Origin of the sequence: Acinetobacter sp. ASP199, assembly GCF_022700675.1 — a bacterium.
Lineage (GTDB): Bacteria > Pseudomonadota > Gammaproteobacteria > Pseudomonadales > Moraxellaceae > Acinetobacter.
Genome location: NZ_CP062182.1, coordinates 3,032,482 through 3,048,990 on the forward strand (window position 1 = coordinate 3,032,482; position 16,509 = coordinate 3,048,990).

Genomic DNA, 16,509 nt, shown 5'->3' on the forward strand with positions numbered 1-16,509 from the left:
GAATAAAAATAGGGAAGTACACCACTTTAGTAGATTAGGGGCTACGGAACACGAAATAGACACAGCCACATAGACATAATCCCGCCCAGAGATAATCCAGTTTAAACGGCTGTTTAAACATAAATAGCATAAAGGGCACAAAAACCAGTAGCGTCACCACTTCCTGCGTGATCTTCATCTGACCGACTGCCAGACCGTGTTGTGCCATCAGCCGTGTTGCAGGAATCATCAGGCTATATTCAAATAAGGCAATGATCCAGCTAAATAAAATGATCTTCCACATTGGGGCATCATGTGGCAAAAATTTTAGATGACCATACCAGGCCAACGTCATAAAGCAGTTTGCACAAACAAGCAGGAGCAGGGGCCAGAACATAGCAGATGCCAGTAGAAAATTTACAGGATATTTTACGGATTATTACAGCAAAAGATAATCGTGAACCTTGGTTTTTTATCCCACCTGGTATCGTTTCTTCACATAAAAAATCACGCCAGAATGCCTATCTTTTCCCGCAAAGCCTTGCTATCGTTGCCGGTAAATCGAATAAATCATGACAACAGCACAGCAAACAAAGTGATGTGTCAGTACAAAATGGAGTGAAGTAGATGCATCTGCATATCTTGGGCATTTGTGGCACCTTTATGGGCTCGCTGGCCTTACTAGCGCGAGACCTTGGACATAAGGTGACAGGTTCAGACCAGAACGTGTATCCACCGATGTCGACCCAACTGGAAAATGCAGGCATTACTTTAATGCAGGGCTATGACCGTAGCCATCTACAACCACATCCAGATCTGGTCATTGTTGGCAATGCGATGAAGCGTGGTATTGATGCTGTGGAATACATGCTCAATGAAGGCCTGCCTTATATTTCAGGTCCACAATTTCTTGCAGATCACGTATTGCAAGGTAAACACGTGTTGGGTGTAGCAGGCACCCATGGTAAAACAACAACGACAACGATGCTGGCGTGGGTACTGGATCAGGCGGGGTTAGAGCCAGGCTTCCTGATTGGTGGGGTGCCACTTGGTTTTTCTGAAAGCGCGCGTTTAGGTGGCGGCAAATACTTCTGTGTAGAAGCCGATGAATACGATTCTGCTTTCTTCGACAAGCGCTCCAAGTTCGTGCATTACCATCCTAAAACTGCAATTCTGAATAATCTGGAATTTGATCACGCCGATATCTTTGATGATCTGGCAGCGATTCAAAAGCAGTTCCATCACCTGGTACGTACCATTCCAAGTGAAGGTCGCATTATTGCACCAATTACTGAAACAAATATCGATGAAGTCCTGGAGCAGGGCTGCTGGACACCTGTGATTCGTACTTCACTGGATGCCAATGAAAAAGCTGAACTTTATGCTGAGCAACTGTCTGCCGATGGTTCACATTTCAAGGTGCTACAGCATGGTGTGTTAAAAGGTGAAGTGAAATGGAATATGACTGGACAGCATTCAGTTGCCAATGCTTTGGCAACCATTGCTGCTGCTGAGCATATCGGTGTATCCATTGAAACTGCCTGTGAAGCACTCTCCAATTTTGGCGGTGTAAAACGCCGTATGGAGCTGCTAGATACGGTGCGTGGCATTGAAGTCTATGATGATTTTGCCCATCACCCGACTGCAATTGATACGACCCTCGACGGCGCGCGCAAGCGTCTGGGTGAACGTAAGCTTTGGGCGATCATTGAGCCGCGTTCCAATACCATGCGTATGGGCAGTCATAAAGATGGCTTGGCTTATTCAGCACGTCTGGCTGATGAAGTGATCTGGTATCAACCGGAAGGCCTGGACTGGGATCTGCAACCTGTGATTGAAGCTGCGCCAAATAAAGCTGTCATAGCACGTACTTTGGATGAAATCATTCAAACTGTTGTGACTGAAGCAGACGAGGGCGATGCCGTGGTGATCATGTCCAATGGCGGTTTTGGCGGCTTGCATCAGAAACTGATTCGTGCCTTACAGTCAGATATCTAAATAAATACTTTTAGTCTTTTATTGCATAAGACTTTTCAAGGACCGTAGACAGATGGCTACGGTCCTTTTTTAACCTTAAAAAATACTTAATTTTTTTAAGGAATTAACTATTTTACCAATGATCTCATCCTAGAATCTTGTTAGCTTAAAACCATTGCATCTTTCTCAGCTGACAGTCGTTACAGTAATCACGACTGCCAATCTTTCACAATAATCATTAAGAAGGATAGTTGCCATGTCAAATACAATGAAAGCAATGGTTTACTATGGCGCCAATGACATCCGTTTTGAAGAACGTCCCGTCCCACAAATCCTGCAACCTGATGATGCCATTATCAAGCTCACCAAAGTCACGATCTGCGGAACAGACCTCGGAATCTGGAAAGGTAAAAACCCCGAAATTGAAGAGGTGGCAAAAGAAAAAACCGGCAGTTTTAATGGCCGGATTCTCGGTCATGAAGGCATTGGTATTGTTGAAGAAGTCGGTTCAGCAGTCAAAAATTTCAAAAAGGGCGATCAGGTGATTATTTCCTGTGTCAGCCGCTGCGGTACCTGTGAAAACTGTCAGAAACAACTGTATGCCCACTGCCGAAATGAGGGTGGCTGGATTATGGGCTATATGATTGACGGAACCCATGCAGAATATGTCCGTACACCGTTTGCTGACACCTCACTGTATCACCTACCAGACGGATTAAATAAAGATGTAGCAGTCTTCCTGTCTGACATCCTGCCCACCTCACATGAAATTGGCGTGCAATATGGCGATGTCAAACCGGGGGACAATGTCGCCATTGTCGGTGCAGGACCAATTGGGATGAGTTGCCTGCTGACAGCACAATTTTATTCACCTGCCAATATCATTATGGTCGATGTGGATGATAACCGGCTGGAATTTGCTAAAACTGTGGGTGCAACCCATAGCGTGAATTCTGCCAATGAAGATGCAATTCAACGGGTACTGGATATGACTGATGGCCGTGGTGTAGATTGTGCCATTGAAGCAGTCGGTCTGGAAGCGACCTGGAATATCTGCCAGCACATAGTCAAAGAAGGCGGGCACATCGCCAATGTCGGTGTGCATGGTAAATCGGTGAATTTTGAACTGAATAAACTGTGGATTAAGAACCTGACCATTACCACAGGTCTGGTAAATGCCAATACCACTGGCATGCTGCTCAAAACCTGCTGTTCAGGCAAACTGCCACTAGAAAAACTGGCGACCCATCATTTTAAATTTGATGAATTTGAAAAGGCCTATGATGTGTTTAAACATGCGGCTGATGAAAAAGCCTTAAAAGTCATGATTGATTACTGATTCATGACTCATTCTGTTCATAAAACCAAAGCCCGCATTGCGGGCTTTTTTATACTGCTTAATTTAGAAATAAGGAACATAACCACGTTGTTTATAACCCTTTGGTGAAACCAGCTGTTGATGATTTTCGTCAACCCGATATAGGATCTCAAGCAAGCTATCCAGATCCTGTGGATCTAAATAATGCGGCTGAAAACTGCTATGACCCAACTTGGAAAAGAACGAAGCAATCTCGCTATGCTTATGTACATATTTCATAGACCATGCAGCAAAGCTTGGCGCTTCCACGGTTGTATCAGCAAAACGATAGACCTGCTGATGCCGACGGTCTTTCGAAATACGTTGAAAAAGCTGTTCTACAATCTCAGCTTCACCCTGCAAGCACTGGAAAAATTTCCCTTGAGCATAATACAACGCCCCATAAATCTGATGTTCATAATTGAACTTTCGTGCAATTGCTAAAATATCACTCAAGTCTTGTAATAAATCTTGTTCTGTTTCGACACGCTCACTGGCATAACAGAGTTGTAGCATGGATGATTCCCTCAAATTACAAGTATTGATTTTAGAATCAACACCTGGGATTTAGATTATTTTTTAATCAAATATCAGCTATGTCTTACATTGTTTTCAGTTTGCAATTTGTAGCTAAATTATTAAAAATTAAAGAGACATCATTGAAAAATAATTATTCGAATGATAATGATTTTAATGAGGGTGAAACATGCTAAAAGATCTTTTCATCACGTTAAGCTTGTTATGTCTGTGTTTCGCGCTAGTCATCGTGTTGCATAGCTGGAGCTTGCAACGTGAAATTAATATGCTGATCAGTACCCTGTTATTAACCTGGGCACTACTGAAGTATGTGGATCATCGTGCCTTTTTTCAGACCAGCATCTCCCTGATCATCGCTATTTTGCTCATGCTGCAGCAGTATGAGCAGATTGTCTGGATGGGATTAGGACTATTCAGTGGCATTCTACTTTATAAACTGCCCAAAGCCCATAAACAGGGCTTATTGTCTTTTACTAATCTGAATCGGCTTATTCCAACCGGGTGGTTTAAAAAGCCAAAGTCGCTACGTCATGTAAATTCCGATCACGTTTGAACATGACATGCACATAGGAGCATTGTGGAATAATTTTTAGCTGTTTCTGACGAGCAAATTCCACCAGAATATCCAGCATCTTGCGGGCCACACCTTTGCCACGCAGCGCATGTGAGACCCAGGTATGGTCAGCGACAATAGTGTCCGGTTCACGCCATTGATAAGTAATTTCTGCCACGCGCTGGCCTTGGTCTTCCATATAAAATACACCGCCGCGCTTTGAGTCCTGATGTTTAATGTTGCTCATTTTCTTACCTGTTGTACTAATCCAGGATTAACCTGTTATATCGTCATATCCTCATCCATTAAACTTCTATAGATGTTTAGTCCCATCTTTGAGTTAGATGAAGTCCTATTGAAGTACATCCCGTATACTTTCATTTTTATCAAACACCGACTTGGCAAAAGGGCAGAGTGGAATAATTTTCAGAGCATGTGCTCTGGCAAAACTGACCGCAGCTTCAACCAGCTGCTGTCCAACACGTTGCCCGCGTAGGCTGTCATCCACCCAGGTATGATCAATAATGAACTTATCATCACCTGCCCGGGAATATGTCATCTCTGCCAGGCGCTGGTCTTTCTGCACCACATACCATTCACCTTTAGTTCCTTGTTCCTGGTGTTCAATCTGCATAGGTTTACCTCAAGATTTTATGTCAGACTGCCATAGTCCTCAGCTTTACAATGTTGCAATTTTTTTAATTCCGCTGAGTCAAATTACAGCCAGCCTCATGTGAAGTTTTCTGTCAAAAGCATAAAATGTGCCGATCCTGTATGAATCATCCCTCATATCCGCTTCTACCCAAATCCCTTTCTATCACACGCCTATGAATCTGTGTAATTGCCTTGGCGTGTGCTGCCTTTATCTTTAACACAACCGAATTTATTTCAGTAGTGTTACTGAGCGATATAGAACACAGCTTTGTTTTCCCTGGTAAAACGTCCTGATTTTTTACGTTCTTAATCGATGATTTTTGTAAATAAAATTGTGTCTCTGCTTAAAATCTGTCATGCTTTATTCACATTGAGCTTTTGCTCAAAAAGAATTGAGTTTGAACAAGGGGAGTAGCCTCCTCCAAACGTTTAAAGTGTCTCTATTGAGTGATTTAAACGTGTCAGAATATCGTCATTACACTTTGCAAAAAGTCGGTATCTGAGCATCGTCACTATAATTATGCAAAATTAACTATGCAAAATTAAAACAGTACGATGTAGGCAAGACCTTGATCATGTTGTTATAGATGTTTTTCATCAGACAACTGGTCGAGGTTTTTTTATGGCCAATTGTCCGATGTGGAGAATACACATGGAAACAATTGGTACGCTCTGGCTGTATCTTATTTTTTTCGGAATTATCGCCGTCATGCTGACGGTTGATTTCATCGGCTTTAAGCATCAGCATGGTAAGGAAGTTAAAGTCCGTACTGCAGCCTACTGGAGTATTGCCTGGGTCACCATGGCAGTCCTGTTTGGTGGTGGTCTGTGGCTATATCTGGAACAGACGGCAGGGGCGGTCATTGCCAACCAGAAAGTCATGGAATACTTTGCCGGTTATTTGCTGGAAAAATCACTGGCAATCGATAATGTTTTTGTCTGGCTGATGATCTTTGCAGCCTTTGCCATTCCGCCTGCCTTACAGCGTCAGCTGTTACTGTATGGGGTACTCGGGGCAATTGTCCTGAGAACGATTTTCATCTTTATTGGTGCATGGTTCGTACAGGAATTCTCCTGGATTCTCTATCTGTTTGGTGCCTTTCTGGTTTACACCGGCTATAAATTTCTGCGCGGCCATAATGATGAACCCAGCAATATTGAAGACATGCCGATCTTAAAATGGCTGCGTAAACATTTGCGCCTGACCCCGCAACTTGAAGGCAATAAATTCTTTGTGCGTAAAGATGGCCTGTTATGGGCAACGCCACTCTTTCTGGTGTTAATTCTGGTCGAAGCATCAGACGTGATCTTTGCTGTAGATTCGATTCCTGCCATCTTTGCAGTGACTACGGATCCATTTATTGTCTTAACCGCAAACTTGATGGCAATTTTGGGCCTGCGTGCCATGTTCTTCTTGCTAGCAGGTGCAGCTTCGAAAATGTATTACCTGCCATATGGTCTGGGTGTGATTCTGGTCTTTATTGGCTTCAAAATGTTGATGCTGGATGTATTCCATATGCCAATCTGGATTTCTTTAAGTGTGATTGTATTGGTGCTAGCCATTACTGCCTTCATGTCGATTCGTCACAACAAGAAATATAATATTCATCAACTATAAACATTTAAATAGCTTAAAACCAAGAAAAGCCTTCCTTCTGGAAGGCTTTTTTATATCGCCTATGTTGTCTAATTTGACCAATGAGCAAAGAAATTGTACCTGCATGAATGAAGTAAAAGGCAAACATATCATCAATGCCCCTGCGATCCTGAGGCTATTTATCTCTAACTTATTACAGTTTCTTGACCATATTTGACCTGCGTAAACACGATACAGTTTAAGTGAAAAATATCAGGTACAATCAACCGAAAAAATAACAAAGCGCAGGTTTTAAATGTCTTCTATCATTGCAATGACGGCAGTACGCGGTCGCTTCCTGGATATCAAGAATACGGTTGCCCAAGCGCGTGAAATTCACGACCAAGTGCGATATGTAGAAGATGGTTTACTCATCAGCCAGAATGGTGAGATTCAATGGTTTGGCAACTGGGATGAAGGCCAGCAGCATCTGCCTGAAGGCGTGCAGGTGACTCATTATCCAGAGCAGCTGATCGTGCCAGGTTTCATTGATACCCATATCCATTTCCCACAAACCGAAATGGTTGGTGCTTATGGCGAACAGCTTCTGGAATGGCTAAATACTTATACTTTCCCCACTGAAATTCAGTTCCAGGATCCAGCTTATTCAGAAAAAATTGCCGAGTTTTTTGTAGAAGAATTACTTAAAAATGGAACGACTACCGCACTGGTATTTTGTAGCGTACATCCACAATCCGTAGATGTTTTATTTAATGCAGCGACTGCGCGTAATATGCGCCTGATTGCCGGAAAGGTGCTGATGGATCGTCATGCCCCCGAAGCACTCACCGATACTGCAGAATCTGCTTATACCGATTCTAAAAAGTTGATTGAAAAATGGCATGGTAAGGGTCGTAACCTGTATGCCATCACGCCACGTTTTGCCCCAACATCAACACCAGAACAGCTAAAAAAAGCCGGACAACTCAAAGCGAAATATCCGGATGTCTATGTGCATACCCATCTTAGTGAAAACAAGAATGAGATTGCCTGGGTAAAAGAACTCTTTCCGGAACGTGAAGGTTATCTGGATGTTTACCATCACTATGGCCTGACTGGCGCTAAATCGGTATTTGCCCATTGCGTGCATCTGGAAGAGCCGGAGTGGGATTGCATGCAGCAGACCGACTCGGCAATTGCTTTCTGTCCGACTTCCAATCTGTTTCTCGGTAGTGGTTTATTTCCCCTGAAAAAAGCCTGGGATAAGCAGGTGAAAGTTGGACTGGGTACCGATATCGGTGCTGGTACATCCTTTAACCAGCTGCAAACACTGAATGAAGCCTATAAGGTGCAACAGTTGCAAGGCGATAAACTGTCTGCCTTTGAATCGCTCTATCATGCGACACTGGGAGGAGCCAAAGCCCTGAGCCTGGACGATCGCTTGGGTAATTTTAATATTGGGAAAGAAGCCGACTTTGTGGTACTGGATCTGAATGCAACGGCGTTACAACAGTTACGTCAAAGTAGAGCCAAAAATATTGAAGATGCATTTTTTGCACTGATCATGCTTGGTGATGACCGTAATATTGCAGCGACTTATGTTTATGGAGAAGCGGTATATGTCAAAGCAGCAGCTCAGGAAAAAGCCTGAAAAATCACGCCGTCGCACTTGGTTCATGTTATCTGTAGTAGCAATTGGCTGTGCTTTTTTACTCAAGCGTGATTCACAATTGCCTAAAAATTGATTACATTAACACAGGGCAAAACAGGTGCATCTGTCTACTGGATGTATTAAAATTGCTGATATATCAGGTGTTGCAGGTCAACACCTTTTTTATTTTGCTATTTTTACTTTTTTAGGTATCTACCCATGACCGTTCAAATGAGCGTAATGATTTCCGCTGAAGAAATTCAAGCTAAAGTCAAAGAGCTTGGTGCTCAAATCGATGCACACTATGCCAATAGTGACAAAGAGCTTGTGCTCATCGGTTTGTTACGCGGTTCAGTGATCTTCATGGCGGACTTATGTCGTGCCATTTCCAAGCCGCATGAACTCGATTTCATGACTGTATCCAGCTATGGTGGTGGTACAACCTCAAGCCGTGATGTCAAAATCCTGAAAGATCTGGACGGTGAGATCCATGGTAAAGATGTACTGGTGGTCGAGGACATTATTGACTCAGGCAATACCTTAAGCAAAGTGCTGGAAATCCTGCAAACCCGTAACCCGAACTCGATTCAGCTGTGTACCTTGGTAAGTAAACCTTCACGCCGTGAAATTGATCTGGACGTGCAGTTCCTTGGCTTTGAAGTTGAAGACAAATTTATTGTCGGCTACGGCCTCGACTATGATCAAAAATATCGCCATATTCCATTTATTGGTGAAATTGGTCTTTAACAGATTCGACTTGAAAAAGTGGCGAAAAGCCACTTTTTTTATGTCTGCTTCACATGAACAAAAAGCTAACATTCCGTTTCAGGACTTCGCTAGATTAAAGAATTGATTTATCCGATGATTATTCCTGAACATGACTTAAAAACAAAGACATGATAAGAAAGGAGCATGCATATGTGGTCACTTATAGTTGCAATTGTTATTGGTTTTATCGCAGGTTTAATTGCGCGTGCGATCCATCCTGGAGATGACAAGGCAGGCTTCATTATGACAACCCTACTGGGGATTGCCGGTTCATTACTTGCCACCTATGGCGGTCGTATGTTGGGTCTTTATGAGGAAGGTTCGGCGGCAGGCTTTATCGCTTCGGTGATTGGTGCCATCATCATTCTGTTTATCTACAACATGATTACCAAACGCAAAACTGTCTGAATATTTAATTGAATAATGTCTGTTTTACATTGAAAAAAGCACCTGATCGGGTGCTTTTTTATTGCTGGTTTTTAAAGATTCAATTCAAACCTTCTGCTCTCAATACACTTTAGGTTAACGAGAAAGTTAAGATTACAGACCAAGTTCTGTAAGAATTTTTTCAATCTGTTCAGCTGGATAGGCACCCATGACTTTAAAACCATTCGAGAAAATAATTGCTGGTGTCCCCTGAATATCCAGGGATTTAGCCAAGGCCAAGTTACGCTCTACCGGATTGGTACAGCGTTTAGTGGATTTAGGCTGAATAGCTTTGCTAATCAGATCTTCCCAGGCTTGAGCCGGATTTTTTTCACAATAAATCTGTCGTGAAGGGGCTATAGATTGAGCTTTTAATGGCAGAACAAAAGTATAAATCGTCACGTCATTGAGCTTTTTAAGTTCTACTTCAAGCTGTTTGCAATATGGGCAATTTGGGTCAGAAAAGATAGCCAGCTGACGTTTACCGGTTCCTCGTACTGTTTTTAATGCATCCTGTAAAGGCAGCTTTTTCCAGTCGATACTGTTCTGTTTCAACACCAGATCACGGGTAAGATTCTGCTTATCGGCAAGGCGAATCATAGAACCACCTATGAGATGCTTGGCATCCTCATTCAGGTAAACTACCTGTCCATCCATAGAAGCACTATAGATCCCTTTCATTTCCGTAGCTTGAAGATTTTCAATTTTCAGGTCCGGGCTGTTTTTGGCCAGATTGGCTTTGACTGTATTGATATCGGCAAAGCTCAGGCTCGAAGCCAAGGCGGTGATAGCCAGCAATAGGGTAGGTTTCAGCATGAATCTCCCGCTCATGTCAGAGTAAAGTAGTGCTGATTCTATGCGTTTCATGCAGAAAAATCAGATGATTTATGTAGTGTCATAGTTCGATCTTTTTTTACTGTTTCACGTGGAACATAAACTGCTTAGGAAACAGAGGGAACTGGATTAATTTCTACAGAAATATGCACGATTTCTTCGTGAATAGAAATAGCATCGCGTACCTGATCAGGACTTAAATCCAGCGTGGTATCCAGCGCCACAAAACAGGCAAACTTGCCTTTACCCACGCGGGAAACATGCAGGTCAGTCATTTTTACTGCAGGACCAAACTCCGCGATTACTTCACGGATTTCATCTACCACTGGTGCATCCATATCGGCATCTATCAGGGTCTTTGCGGTCTGTTTCAATAAACCAATAGACCAGCGTGCTACCAGGATTGATCCAACAATCCCGAGCACAGCATCCAGAATATCCCAGCCAAAATACTTAGCGGCGAGCAGGGCAATGATGGCAAAGACTGAAGTCAGGGCATCAGCGACTACATGCATAAATGCTGCCTGATGGTTCAGGTCATGTTCATGAGAATGGCTATGCTCATGATCGTGGTGATGTCCATGAGAATGTTGGTGTCCACCATCATGCAGTAACCAAGCGCAGACCAGATTGATCAGTAGTCCCAGGATGGCAATCGGAATGGCTTCATTATAATGAATCTCCACTGGAGCAAACAGGCGTTCAATCGAATGAAAAGCCATGAAGCCCGCGATCACCAATAGCATGATGGCACTGCTATAACCCGCCAGAATTTCAATACGCCAAGTCCCCATATTAAAGCGTGGATCATCGGCATAATGACGTGCAGCTTTGTAAGCAGCAAAGGCAAGACCTAAGGCCAGAACATGAGAACTCATATGCCAGCCATCTGCCAGCAAGGCCATGGATTGAAAGACCCACCCACCAATAATCTCAAATACCATCATCACGGCAGTCAGAATGGTGGCAAACAGTATTTTTTTCTGTGCCAGCGGATTGCCTTGATCAAACTGATGCTTGTGCTGTGAAGCGCTATTATTTTGCATTCGAGTGGTCTTATTTATATACTCCCCCTTAGTATATTTATTTTTGGAGACTTGTGGTGAGTCATTTGCATGAAGATAAAAAAATATTAAATCGTGTACGACGCTTGAAAGGTCAGATTCATGCCGTGGAAGCCTCACTGACACAGCCTGAACCCAGCTGTATTGACGTGCTGCAACAGGTCGCTGCCATCAAGGGTGCTGTAAATGGCCTGATGAATGAACTGATTGAGGAGCATCTTATAGAACATGTCATCAAGGATCCAGAAGCCGTCAATGAACAGGATCTTCAGGATTTTTTAAAACTGCTCAAGCGTTATGGCTGAATATTTTCGTTTTGTGTAAAAAAGCCCTCAATCGAGGGCTTTTTTATATAACTTGAAAATTACTTTCCAATACAGAACGATCCAAAAATCTTACCTAGCAGGTCATCCGCACTAAAGTCACCGGTGATTTCACCTAAAGCATTCTGTGCCAAACGTAATGACTCAGCGACTAACTCACCTGCGTTATATACCACCAGTTGTTCACGTGCTTCAGCAAGATAGTGCTGTGTACGCTTCATTGCGTCTAAATGACGGGTACGCGCAATAAAGGTATCTTCTTCTGGTTGGAAGCCTGCATGCGCTGTAATCGCGTCTATGAGCGATTGCACCCCAGTTTCCTGCTTGGCTGAGACGGTGATATGACGAAAACCTTGCAAATCTCCGATAACAGCTTCAGCACCGGTCAAATCTGCTTTGTTCCCAATCAGCATCAGACGTTTCGGCTCGATATGCTCAGCAAAATATTCTTGCGCCAGTTGTAAGGGGTCATCCCCTTGACTCAGGTCATATACCAGCAACAGCAGATCTGCCTGTTCAATTTCCTTGATCGCACGGCGAATCCCTTCTTTTTCCACGATATCGCCCGTTTCACGCAGACCTGCGGTATCGGTCAGGGTAATTGGCAGACCATTTAAAGTGATTTTTTCATGCAGAACATCACGGGTGGTACCCGCAATATCGGTCACAATCGCGCGTTCAATCCCAGCCAAGGCATTTAGTAAGGATGATTTACCCGCATTCGGTTTACCAGCAATCACCACCTGTAAACCTTCACGCAGTAACTGTCCCTGACGGGCTGATTGCTGTACTTGAGTTACTGCAACAGCAACACCATCCAGCAGATTTAAAATCTTGCCATCCGCCAAAAAATCAATTTCTTCCTCAGGGAAATCAATTGCCGCCTCCACATGCAGACGCAGATGAATCAGCTGTTCTAATACTGTATTCACCTTGGTCGAGAATGCACCTTGCAGGGAACGTACCGCAGAACGTGCAGCCGCTTGCGATGTCGCATCAATCAAATCAGCAATCGCCTCAGCCTGGACCAGATCCAGCTTGCCATTTTCAAAGGCACGCATCGAGAATTCACCCGCTTTGGCTGCTGTTGCCCCAAGTTCCAGCAAGCGTGCGAGCAGGGCATTCTGGATGACCGGACCGCCATGGCCTTGCAATTCCACCACATCTTCACCAGTGAAAGAATTTGGATTCGGGAAGCAGATCGCCAACCCCTCATCCATCACTTCACCCGCCGCATCATAGAACTGACGGAAACCGGCAAAACGGGCTTTGGGCAATTCTTTCTGGGTCAGAGCCTGGGCAATCTCATAAGATTTTGGACCAGACAGACGAATCACCCCAACGCCGCCACGCCCTGGTGGTGTCGCAATCGCAGCAATCGTAGTGGTTGGGTTGAGCATAAAATTCACCTGCAGAAGAACAAAAAGTACAGCCAAAAAAAATCCGCCTAAGATTACCATCTTAAGCGGATTTATTCAGCCCGTCAGCAACACTTAGTTTGCTGGCGTTTCACCTTCACGTTGTGCACGGTCTTTGGCAACAGCTTTATTGATCAAACCTTGCTGCAAGATCGTAATCAGGTTGTTCACAATCCAGTAAAGCACAAGACCAGCAGGGAAGAACAGTAAGAATACTGTAAAGATCACCGGCATAATCTTGAACACTTTGGCCTGCATCGGGTCAGTTGGTTGTGGGTTCAATGACTGCTGGATATACATGGTCGCACCCATCAACAATGGCAGGATGAACCACGGATCCATTGAAGATAAATCCTGAATCCACAGCATCCATGGTGCATGACGCAGTTCCACAGATTCCATGAGTACCCAGTACAATGCCAGGAAGATTGGCATTTGTAGCAACAGCGGTAAACAGCCTGCTAGCGGATTGACCTGCTCACGTTTGTACAGTGCCATCATCTCTTGAGAGAAGCGCATACGGTCTTCACCGAACTCTTCTTTCATACGCTGCATTTCTGGCGCAATCACACGCATTTTCGCCATCGAGCGGTAGCTCTTCGACGACAATGGCCACAAGATCAGTTTCACCAAAATGGTCAATAGAATAATTGCCCAGCCCCAGTTACCCACTAAGCCGTGAAAGAATTCCAGACCAACGAATAGCAGTTTAGCGATTGGCCATAACCAGCCATAATCCACAGTCTGGTTCAAACCTGTTGCCAGATCTTTCAGCTCTGACTGGATTTTTGGGCCAGAATAGAAGGTCGCATCAATTTCAGCCACAGTTCCAGCAGGTACATTGAAGGTTGGAGAAGTAAAGCCAATGATATTCATGTTATCAGTTGACTTACGTGATTCCAGCTTCGCCGTATAGGCCTCACCATTGCCCTGTGTCAATTTCAGGTTACCTGGTACCCAAGCACTCACAAAGTAGTGCTGAACCATCGCAACCCAGCCACCTTTGGCTTCAGTGCTAAGCTTTTCTTCAACAAAGTTGTCAAATTTCAACTTGTTGTAATGCTCATCCGGGGTACCCCAAGCGCCACCCAAGAAAGTACCTAAAGTAAAGATACCTTGATCAGATTTGCCTGGATCTTCAGAATTGTCACGCTTGATCTGGCCAAACATTTGACCTTGCCAAGCCTGTCCACTGCGGTTGATCACCTTGTGGTTCACGACAACTGGATATTCACCTTCAGTAAAATTGAAAGTTTTGATGATTTCTACACCATCTGCAGTCTTGAATACCATTGGCACAGACAGAACTTTTACATTCTCGCCATCTTTGTTTTTGACTGCCTTGGCATCTGCCAGGCTATAAGCAGTTTTTTCCAGCTCATAGCTTGGACGACCATTACGGCTGCTGTCCGGTCCATTTAGACCAATTAAACCTGACTGCGCGACATAGGTACGTTTCGCATCGCTTTCCAGCATGACGAAAGGTTCATCGCTGTCTTTGTTTTTGTCATGATTGAGTAATTCAACACGAACAATATCACCACCTTTAGGATTAATCCAAAGATGATAAAGGTCAGTTTGTACTGAAATAAGCTGCTGACTTACAGGTGCTGTAGCATCCGTGGCTTGCTGCGCTGGAACATTTGCTTGTGGCACGTCAGAAGCGGCTGTCGCCGTCTGAGCATTTGGCAAATCTGCTGACACTTCTTGCGATACAACTGCAGTTTCCTGCTGAGGTTGAGTTTCCGCATTTCCATAATCTTTTTGCCACGCCAAAATGAGCAAATATGCGACAACAAACATAGCCCCGAGAATTGCAATCCTGGCCCATTGTTGCATATGTATTACCCCAAGTGGTTAGAGTGATTTTGGTTCAATAAACGATCACGAAAGGGTACAGCAACGTGAAGCGTTTGAGAATCTATTTGCTGAAATGAAATAAAACGAATCGCTTTCGGGGGAACAGGATCATATCCTGAGCCACCCCACGGATGACAACGGCAAATACGTTTAGTAGCCAGCCACACACCACGCACAGCTCCATGTGTATGGACTGCTTCCAAGGAATATTGAGAACATGTTGGAATATAGCGACAGCGTGGTCCCAATAAAGGACTAATCGCAATCTGATAGAAACGTATTAACCAATGCAGTAAACGTACCATTGGCCATCTCTACTTTTGTGGGGAGGGAGCTATTTTTGTATGCTTTTTGGCAAGACGGTTGAGTTTCTGCCAGGCAAATTGTAGTTGCTGGTGCAATTCGGCATTCGGCACTGCTTCGATACCCACTTTAGGCATCACGACAATATCCAGATCGCTGAGTTGCTGTTGATACAGGCGAAAACTTTCGCGAGCAAGACGTTTTACTCGATTTCGTTCGTGCGCACGGCGCACTTTTTTCTTGGCAACAACTAAACCCAAACGGCTATTTGGCAGTTCGGAATGTTTTGCAAGAAATAAGAAATGGGGTTGATGCACTTTAAAAAGCGCACCATCAAAGACACCTTTATAATCGGCAGCACAGCGTAATCGTAACTCTGTGCCAAAACCATAAAGTGTTGTCATATCACCCAAAGTCGGCGAAGCCTAACTGATTAAACAGTTAAGCTGTGACGACCTTTTGCACGACGGCGAGCTAGAACTTGACGACCAGCTTTAGTAGCCATACGAGCACGGAAACCATGAACGCGTTTACGCTTTAATTCAGATGGTTGGAATGTACGTTTCATGTCGAAACTCCAAAAATGATCTTTCTATGAAGGTCCGCGATTTTAGTGCTCATTGCTTGAGCTGTCAATGCAAAAGCATATTTCTTTTCAAATTAGTCTGGGTATTGGCTTGCCTGATACTTTTCAAATGGTGTAGTCAAAGAGTAAATAAAATAGTTAACCACAATATAAATAATTGTTTTAAAATTATATTTTAGTTATTAACATCTATATCAACAGATTTATCCACAATACTATGCACAATTCAAATTTAGATTCTTGCTTTGAATTTAAATTTAAACCTGGTTCTGGTTATCCACAGAAAGTTTGGTTCTTATAAATAAATTCAAATTTATAAATTTAAATTTATTACTATTAGGGAGCTGTTTTTCTGTGGAAAATGTATTTTTTATTTTTATAAACATAGGTTTATGTTGTGGATAAAACTGTTTCTATAATTTTTATACTTTGTGGATAACTTTATGGTATATTTTATCCACAGCTTGCGGATAAACTTATCCACACTAGGTTTTAAATTTAAATTTATGCATGAAAAGCGCTTTTTTGAACGATTAGTGCTGAATATTTCATGACAGATGTGGATAACTTGGTTAGAATGGCGACCCGCTTTCAGGCGCGGCAATGGCTTTTGAATGAACAATGGAATGAATAGGGGATTCAC

20 protein-coding genes and 1 pseudogene are annotated in these 16,509 nt (G+C 43.4%); 10 read left to right on the plus strand and 11 right to left on the minus strand.

Annotation, left to right across the window (positions count from 1 at the left end; genetic code table 11):
• Positions 1–34: 34 nt before the first annotated feature.
• Positions 35–376 carry a DMT family protein gene (locus IHE35_RS14545; RefSeq protein ID WP_242788309.1) on the minus strand — a complete coding sequence of 114 codons (342 nt, stop codon included), beginning with the start codon at positions 374–376 and terminating at the stop codon, positions 35–37.
• A gap of 5 nt (positions 377–381) precedes the next feature.
• Here IHE35_RS14545 and IHE35_RS14550 point away from each other — a divergent pair, with 5 nt between their 5' ends.
• The 3 genes from IHE35_RS14550 to IHE35_RS14560 all read left to right on the plus strand — a co-directional run bounded on the left by IHE35_RS14550 (position 382) and on the right by IHE35_RS14560 (position 3,295).
• Positions 382–555 carry a hypothetical protein gene (locus IHE35_RS14550; RefSeq protein WP_242788310.1) on the plus strand — a complete coding sequence of 58 codons (174 nt, stop codon included), beginning with the start codon at positions 382–384 and terminating at the stop codon, positions 553–555.
• Between the two features lie 51 nt (positions 556–606).
• Positions 607–1,977, plus strand: coding sequence for a UDP-N-acetylmuramate:L-alanyl-gamma-D-glutamyl-meso-diaminopimelate ligase (gene mpl / locus IHE35_RS14555; protein ID WP_242788311.1), 1,371 nt, complete (start codon positions 607–609; stop codon positions 1,975–1,977).
• A gap of 235 nt (positions 1,978–2,212) precedes the next feature.
• Complete coding sequence (locus IHE35_RS14560) at positions 2,213–3,295, plus strand: zinc-dependent alcohol dehydrogenase family protein (RefSeq protein WP_242788312.1); 1,083 nt, start codon at positions 2,213–2,215, stop codon at positions 3,293–3,295.
• A gap of 63 nt (positions 3,296–3,358) precedes the next feature.
• On the opposite strand, the gene IHE35_RS14565 is transcribed toward IHE35_RS14560, so the two are convergent.
• The gene (locus tag IHE35_RS14565; RefSeq protein WP_242788313.1) at positions 3,359–3,829 is read right to left on the minus strand and encodes a BLUF domain-containing protein; all 471 of its coding nucleotides are present in this window, start codon (positions 3,827–3,829) and stop codon (positions 3,359–3,361) included.
• Between the two features lie 190 nt (positions 3,830–4,019).
• On the opposite strand from IHE35_RS14565, the gene IHE35_RS14570 reads away from it, so the two are divergent.
• Entirely contained in the window at positions 4,020–4,403 is a 384-nt protein-coding gene (locus IHE35_RS14570; RefSeq protein WP_242788314.1) for a hypothetical protein, read from the plus strand.
• Here the strand turns inward: IHE35_RS14570 and IHE35_RS14575 are convergent.
• Both IHE35_RS14575 and IHE35_RS14580 read right to left on the minus strand, forming a co-directional pair.
• A complete protein-coding gene (locus tag IHE35_RS14575; protein WP_242788316.1) occupies positions 4,357–4,650 on the minus strand; it encodes a GNAT family N-acetyltransferase in 294 nt (97 codons plus the stop codon). The two genes, IHE35_RS14570 and IHE35_RS14575, sit on opposite strands and share 47 nt — an antisense overlap.
• Positions 4,651–4,755: 105 nt before the next feature.
• The gene (locus IHE35_RS14580) at positions 4,756–5,037 is read right to left on the minus strand and encodes a GNAT family N-acetyltransferase (RefSeq protein ID WP_242788318.1); all 282 of its coding nucleotides are present in this window, start codon (positions 5,035–5,037) and stop codon (positions 4,756–4,758) included.
• 140 nt (positions 5,038–5,177) lie between these two features.
• Between IHE35_RS14580 and IHE35_RS14690 the strand changes: the two are divergent.
• From IHE35_RS14690 to IHE35_RS14600, 5 genes and pseudogenes are all read left to right on the plus strand, one after another.
• A pseudogene (locus IHE35_RS14690) lies at positions 5,178–5,327 on the plus strand (sugar transporter); the annotation flags it as partial.
• Between the two features lie 382 nt (positions 5,328–5,709).
• Positions 5,710–6,675: a TerC family protein gene (locus IHE35_RS14585; RefSeq protein WP_242788320.1), complete on the plus strand. Its 966-nt coding sequence runs from the start codon at positions 5,710–5,712 to the stop codon at positions 6,673–6,675.
• A 274-nt stretch (positions 6,676–6,949) separates the two neighbouring features.
• Positions 6,950–8,284, plus strand: a complete 1,335-nt coding sequence (gene guaD, locus IHE35_RS14590; protein WP_242788321.1) for a guanine deaminase — start codon at positions 6,950–6,952, stop codon at positions 8,282–8,284.
• A gap of 219 nt (positions 8,285–8,503) precedes the next feature.
• On the plus strand, positions 8,504–9,031 hold the full coding sequence (hpt, locus tag IHE35_RS14595; protein ID WP_242788322.1) for a hypoxanthine phosphoribosyltransferase: 528 nt from the start codon (positions 8,504–8,506) through the stop codon (positions 9,029–9,031).
• 171 nt (positions 9,032–9,202) lie between these two features.
• Entirely contained in the window at positions 9,203–9,460 is a 258-nt protein-coding gene (locus IHE35_RS14600; protein ID WP_242788323.1) for a GlsB/YeaQ/YmgE family stress response membrane protein, read from the plus strand.
• A 132-nt stretch (positions 9,461–9,592) separates the two neighbouring features.
• Here IHE35_RS14600 and IHE35_RS14605 read toward each other — a convergent pair whose 3' ends face one another.
• Together IHE35_RS14605 and dmeF are read right to left on the minus strand one after the other, a co-directional pair.
• On the minus strand, positions 9,593–10,294 hold the full coding sequence (locus tag IHE35_RS14605) for a DsbC family protein (RefSeq protein WP_242788324.1): 702 nt from the start codon (positions 10,292–10,294) through the stop codon (positions 9,593–9,595).
• Positions 10,295–10,419: 125 nt separating this feature from the next.
• Positions 10,420–11,358 carry a CDF family Co(II)/Ni(II) efflux transporter DmeF gene (dmeF, locus tag IHE35_RS14610; protein WP_242788325.1) on the minus strand — a complete coding sequence of 313 codons (939 nt, stop codon included), beginning with the start codon at positions 11,356–11,358 and terminating at the stop codon, positions 10,420–10,422.
• A gap of 56 nt (positions 11,359–11,414) precedes the next feature.
• Between dmeF and IHE35_RS14615 the strand changes: the two genes are divergently transcribed.
• On the plus strand, positions 11,415–11,681 hold the full coding sequence (locus tag IHE35_RS14615) for a metal/formaldehyde-sensitive transcriptional repressor (RefSeq protein WP_242788326.1): 267 nt from the start codon (positions 11,415–11,417) through the stop codon (positions 11,679–11,681).
• A gap of 59 nt (positions 11,682–11,740) precedes the next feature.
• Here IHE35_RS14615 and mnmE read toward each other — a convergent pair whose 3' ends face one another.
• From mnmE to rpmH, 5 genes are all read right to left on the minus strand, one after another.
• Complete coding sequence (gene mnmE / locus IHE35_RS14620; RefSeq protein WP_242788327.1) at positions 11,741–13,099, minus strand: tRNA uridine-5-carboxymethylaminomethyl(34) synthesis GTPase MnmE; 1,359 nt, start codon at positions 13,097–13,099, stop codon at positions 11,741–11,743.
• Between the two features lie 93 nt (positions 13,100–13,192).
• On the minus strand, positions 13,193–14,956 hold the full coding sequence (gene yidC, locus IHE35_RS14625) for a membrane protein insertase YidC (RefSeq protein ID WP_242788329.1): 1,764 nt from the start codon (positions 14,954–14,956) through the stop codon (positions 13,193–13,195).
• A 5-nt stretch (positions 14,957–14,961) separates the two neighbouring features.
• Entirely contained in the window at positions 14,962–15,282 is a 321-nt protein-coding gene (gene yidD / locus IHE35_RS14630) for a membrane protein insertion efficiency factor YidD (protein ID WP_005233127.1), read from the minus strand.
• Between the two features lie 9 nt (positions 15,283–15,291).
• On the minus strand, positions 15,292–15,684 hold the full coding sequence (gene rnpA, locus IHE35_RS14635; RefSeq protein WP_242788330.1) for a ribonuclease P protein component: 393 nt from the start codon (positions 15,682–15,684) through the stop codon (positions 15,292–15,294).
• Positions 15,685–15,713: 29 nt separating this feature from the next.
• Positions 15,714–15,848 carry a 50S ribosomal protein L34 gene (gene rpmH, locus IHE35_RS14640; RefSeq protein WP_000831329.1) on the minus strand — a complete coding sequence of 45 codons (135 nt, stop codon included), beginning with the start codon at positions 15,846–15,848 and terminating at the stop codon, positions 15,714–15,716.
• Positions 15,849–16,509: the final 661 nt, after the last annotated feature.

Bases quoted from the DNA above. Each gene is read 5' to 3' on its own strand.
- IHE35_RS14545 (WP_242788309.1), bottom strand. From the start codon at position 376: ATGTTCTGGCCCCTGCTCCTGCTTGTTTGTGCAAACTGCTTTATGACG.
- IHE35_RS14550 (WP_242788310.1), top strand. From the start codon at position 382: ATGCCAGTAGAAAATTTACAGGATATTTTACGGATTATTACAGCAAAA.
- mpl (WP_242788311.1), top strand. From the start codon at position 607: ATGCATCTGCATATCTTGGGCATTTGTGGCACCTTTATGGGCTCGCTG.
- IHE35_RS14560 (WP_242788312.1), top strand. From the start codon at position 2,213: ATGTCAAATACAATGAAAGCAATGGTTTACTATGGCGCCAATGACATC.
- IHE35_RS14565 (WP_242788313.1), bottom strand. From the start codon at position 3,829: ATGCTACAACTCTGTTATGCCAGTGAGCGTGTCGAAACAGAACAAGAT.
- IHE35_RS14570 (WP_242788314.1), top strand. From the start codon at position 4,020: ATGCTAAAAGATCTTTTCATCACGTTAAGCTTGTTATGTCTGTGTTTC.
- IHE35_RS14575 (WP_242788316.1), bottom strand. From the start codon at position 4,650: ATGAGCAACATTAAACATCAGGACTCAAAGCGCGGCGGTGTATTTTAT.
- IHE35_RS14580 (WP_242788318.1), bottom strand. From the start codon at position 5,037: ATGCAGATTGAACACCAGGAACAAGGAACTAAAGGTGAATGGTATGTG.
- IHE35_RS14585 (WP_242788320.1), top strand. From the start codon at position 5,710: ATGGAAACAATTGGTACGCTCTGGCTGTATCTTATTTTTTTCGGAATT.
- guaD (WP_242788321.1), top strand. From the start codon at position 6,950: ATGTCTTCTATCATTGCAATGACGGCAGTACGCGGTCGCTTCCTGGAT.
- hpt (WP_242788322.1), top strand. From the start codon at position 8,504: ATGACCGTTCAAATGAGCGTAATGATTTCCGCTGAAGAAATTCAAGCT.
- IHE35_RS14600 (WP_242788323.1), top strand. From the start codon at position 9,203: ATGTGGTCACTTATAGTTGCAATTGTTATTGGTTTTATCGCAGGTTTA.
- IHE35_RS14605 (WP_242788324.1), bottom strand. From the start codon at position 10,294: ATGCTGAAACCTACCCTATTGCTGGCTATCACCGCCTTGGCTTCGAGC.
- dmeF (WP_242788325.1), bottom strand. From the start codon at position 11,358: ATGCAAAATAATAGCGCTTCACAGCACAAGCATCAGTTTGATCAAGGC.
- mnmE (WP_242788327.1), bottom strand. From the start codon at position 13,099: ATGCTCAACCCAACCACTACGATTGCTGCGATTGCGACACCACCAGGG.
- yidC (WP_242788329.1), bottom strand. From the start codon at position 14,956: ATGCAACAATGGGCCAGGATTGCAATTCTCGGGGCTATGTTTGTTGTC.
- yidD (WP_005233127.1), bottom strand. From the start codon at position 15,282: ATGGTACGTTTACTGCATTGGTTAATACGTTTCTATCAGATTGCGATT.
- rnpA (WP_242788330.1), bottom strand. From the start codon at position 15,684: ATGACAACACTTTATGGTTTTGGCACAGAGTTACGATTACGCTGTGCT.
- rpmH (WP_000831329.1), bottom strand. From the start codon at position 15,848: ATGAAACGTACATTCCAACCATCTGAATTAAAGCGTAAACGCGTTCAT.